The sequence below is a fragment of the Variovorax sp. P1_H12_2 genome (assembly GCF_056405335.1).
In genome coordinates this window covers 1-3728 of record NZ_JBFUCI010000531.1, presented here as the reverse complement: position 1 = coordinate 3728, position 3728 = coordinate 1, and the positions used below count along the sequence as shown (strand labels likewise).

4 protein-coding genes are annotated in these 3728 nt (G+C 65.7%); all 4 read right to left on the bottom strand.

Annotation, left to right across the window (positions count from 1 at the left end):
• A partial coding sequence (locus AC1D2K_RS31700) for a GTP-binding protein (RefSeq protein ID WP_478094029.1) occupies window positions 1–669 on the bottom strand: 669 nt, incomplete at its 3' end.
• Window positions 666–1613, bottom strand: coding sequence for a tRNA pseudouridine(55) synthase TruB (truB, locus tag AC1D2K_RS31695; protein WP_478094028.1), 948 nt, complete (start codon window positions 1611–1613; stop codon window positions 666–668). The genes AC1D2K_RS31700 and truB, both read right to left, overlap by 4 nt.
• A 2-nt stretch (window positions 1614–1615) precedes the next feature.
• Complete coding sequence (rbfA, locus tag AC1D2K_RS31690; protein ID WP_478094026.1) at window positions 1616–1987, bottom strand: 30S ribosome-binding factor RbfA; 372 nt, start codon at window positions 1985–1987, stop codon at window positions 1616–1618.
• Window positions 1988–2008: 21 nt separating this feature from the next.
• The coding region (gene infB, locus AC1D2K_RS31685) for a translation initiation factor IF-2 (RefSeq protein WP_478094024.1) at window positions 2009–3728 on the bottom strand (1720 nt) is incomplete at its 5' end.

Genomic DNA, 3728 nt, shown 5'->3' with positions numbered 1-3728 from the left:
GCCGACGAAGGTCGAGAAGTCGAGCGCGGAGATCTGCAGCTGCAGCGGCGCCTTCGGGTCGCCCTTCTGCGCCGGCACGTGCTTCAGGATGGTGTTGAACAGGGCCGACATGTCGGGACCCCACTGCTCACCCTGGGCACCCTCTTCCATCGACGACCAGCCATTGATGCCCGAAGCGTAGACCACGGGGAAATCCAGCTGTTCATCCGTGGCGCCGAGCTTGTCGAACAGGTCGAAKGCCGCGTTGACCACATGGTCGGGGCGCGCGCCGGGCTTGTCGACCTTGTTCACCACCAGGATCGGCTTCAGACCGAGGGCCAGGGCCTTCTTGGTCACGAAGCGGGTCTGGGGCATCGGGCCTTCTTGCGCGTCGATCAGCAGCACCACGCCGTCCACCATGCTGAGCGCACGCTCCACTTCGCCGCCGAAGTCGGCGTGGCCGGGGGTGTCGACGATGTTGATGTGCGTGCCTTCCCAGGTCACGGCGCAGTTCTTGGCCAGGATCGTGATGCCGCGCTCTTTTTCGATCGCGTTGTTGTCCATCACGGTGTCGACCACTTTCTCGTGTTCGGCGAAGGTGCCGGACTGGCGCAGCAGTTGGTCGACCATGGTGGTCTTGCCATGGTCCACGTGGGCGATGATGGCGATATTGCGAATCTGTTGGGTCATGGTGTCGCTTCGGTCAAAAGTAATGTCTGCTGGATTTCGATGGGGCTCAGCAGCCGCCCCGGGATCAGTTCGCCGGCCTTCACGTGGGCCGTGCCCAGGAAAGCCTCGGGCTGGTTGCCGAACACGGCCACGGCCTGCGCATCGGCCCAGTTGCCGCGCCGGCGCAGGCCGGACAGGAAGCGCCCGGCATCTTCGGCGCCGAGCGTGACGCGCGTGTGATCGGCCACCAGGGCTTCGGTCGGCAGCAGGCAGGCCAGCCGCTCGTCCTCGTCCATGGCTTCGAGCGCTTCGAGCGTCACGCATTGCGAGGCGTCGAAGCCGCCGGTGGCGGTGCGGCGCAGCGCGGTCAGGTGGGCGCCGCAGCCCAGCGCCTCGCCGATGTCCTCGCCGAGGGTGCGGATGTAGGTGCCCTTGCTGACGGTCGCCTGGATGCGGATGTCGATGTCGGAGGTCGATGCGAGCGCGAGCTGGTAGACCACGAGGTCGCGCGGTGCCCGCTCGACCTCGATGCCTTCGCGCGCGTATTCGTACAGCGCGCGGCCGTCCTTCTTGAGCGCGCTGTGCATCGGCGGCACCTGGCGGATCGGGCCGGTGAACTGCGCCTGCACGCGCGCCAGGTCCTCCACGCCCACGGCGACCGGCCGCTCGGCAATGATGTCGCCCTCGGCATCGCCGGTGGCGGTCTTCACGCCCAGGCGGGCGCTGGCCTCATAGGTCTTGTCGGCGTCGAGATGCAGCTGGCTGAACTTGGTGGCGGCGCCGAAGCACAGCGRCAGCACGCCGGTGGCGAGCGGGTCGAGCGTGCCCGTATGACCCGCTTTTTCGGCGCGAAGCAACCACTTGGCCTTCTGCAAGGCCTGATTGCTGGAGAGACCCAGCGGTTTGTCGAGCAGCAACACCCCATGCACAGGGCGCCGCTGCACCCRTGTGCGTGGCGCGTTCATCTTCAGTCGTCTTTGGAACGTGAAGCGACGGCCTGCGCGATCAGCGCATTCATGTCGGCCGCACGTTCGGTCGTGCGGTCGAACTGGAAATGCAACGTCGGCACCGTATGGATGTGCAGGCGCTTGAACAGGCCGTTGCGCAGGAAGCCCGCGGCCTGGTTCAGGGCTTCGGTGGTCTCGACCGGATCGCCCACGAGCAGGCTGAAAAAGATCTTCGCGTGCGCATAGTCGGGCGTGACCTCGACCGCCTGGATCGTGACCATGCCCACCCGCGGGTCCTTGAGTTCGCGCGCGATCAGTTCCGTCAGATCGCGCTGGATCTGGTCGGCCACCTTGAAGGCGCGGTTCGGGGCTGCGGCTTTGCGTTTGGGCATGGTCAGCGTCGCTTCGTTCGCTTACAGCGTCCGGGCGATTTCCTTGATCTCGAAGAACTCCAGGTGATCACCTTCCTTGATGTCGTTGTAGTTCTTGAGCTTGATACCGCACTCGAAGCCTTCGCGCACTTCGCGCACGTCGTCCTTGAGCCGCTTGATCGAGTCGACTTCGCCGGTGTAGATCACCACGTTGTCGCGCAGCAGGCGGAAATGCGCGCTGCGGTTGACCAGGCCCGAAGTGACCATACAACCCGCGACCGTACCGATCTTGGAGGCCACGAACACGGTGCGGATCTCGGCCGAACCGATGATCTCTTCGCGCCGCTCGGGAGCCAGCATGCCGGACATCGCGACCTTGATGTCGTCCACAGCGTCGTAAATGATGCTGTAGTAGTGCAGTTGCACGCCGTTGCTTTCGGCCAGCTTGCGCGCACCGGAATCGGCGCGCACGTTGAAGCCGATCACGATGGCCTTCGATGCGATCGCGAGGTTGATGTCGCTCTCGCTGATGCCGCCGACGCCGGCGTACACCATCTGCACCTTGACCTCTTCGGTCGCCAGCTTGAGCAGCGACTGGGCCAGCGCTTCTTGCGAACCCTGGACGTCGGCCTTGATGATGATCCGCAGCGTCTGCACTTCGCCCGCCGACAGGTCGGTGAACATGTTCTGCAGGTTCGCGGCCTGGGCCTTCGCCAGCTTGGTGTTGCGGAACTTGCCGGCCCGGTAGGTGGCGATCTCGCGCGCACGGCGCTCGTCGGCCATCACCATGAACTCGTCGCCGGCTTGCGGCACTTCGGTCAGGCCCTGGATCTCGACCGGGATCGACGGACCCGCGGTCTTGATGGTCTTGCCGTCTTCGTCGAGCATGGCGCGCACGCGGCCATAGGTCGAGCCGGCCAGCACCACGTCGCCGGTCTTGAGCGTGCCGGACTGGACCAGCACGGTCGCGACCGGGCCGCGGCCCTTGTCGAGTTGGGCTTCGATCACCAGGCCCTTGGCGGCGGCATCCACCGGCGCCTTGAGTTCCAGCACTTCGGCCTGCAGCAGCACTTGTTCGAGCAGGTCGTCCACGCCCTGCCCCGTCTTCGCGGAGACCGGCACGAACGGCACGTCGCCGCCRTACTCTTCAGGCACGACTTCTTCGGCCACCAGCTCCTGCTTGACGCGGTCGAGGTTGGCATCGGGCTTGTCGACCTTGTTGATCGCGACCACGATCGGCACACCCGCCGCCTTCGCGTGCTTGATGGCTTCCTTGGTCTGCGGCATGACGCCGTCGTCGGCCGCCACCACCAGGATCACGATGTCGGTCGCCTGGGCACCGCGGGCACGCATGGCGGTGAACGCCTCGTGGCCCGGGGTGTCGAGGAAGGACACCATGCCGCGCTCGGTCTGGACGTGGTACGCCCCGATGTGCTGCGTGATGCCGCCCGCTTCGCCCGCGGCCACCTTGGCGCGGCGGATGTAGTCCAGCAGCGAGGTCTTGCCGTGGTCGACGTGACCCATGACGGTCACGACGGGTGCGCGCGGCAGGGCTTCTGCCTGCGTTGCCGAGACGTCCTCGTCGGTGAAGGCTTCCGGATCGTCCAGCGCGGCGACCACGGCCGTGTGGCCCATGTCTTCCACGATGATCATCGCGGTGTCCTGGTCCAGCGACTGGTTGATGGTCGCCATCTGGCCGAGCTTCATCAGTTGCTTGATGACTTCCGACGCCTTGACGGCCATCTTGTGCGCGAGTTCCGAC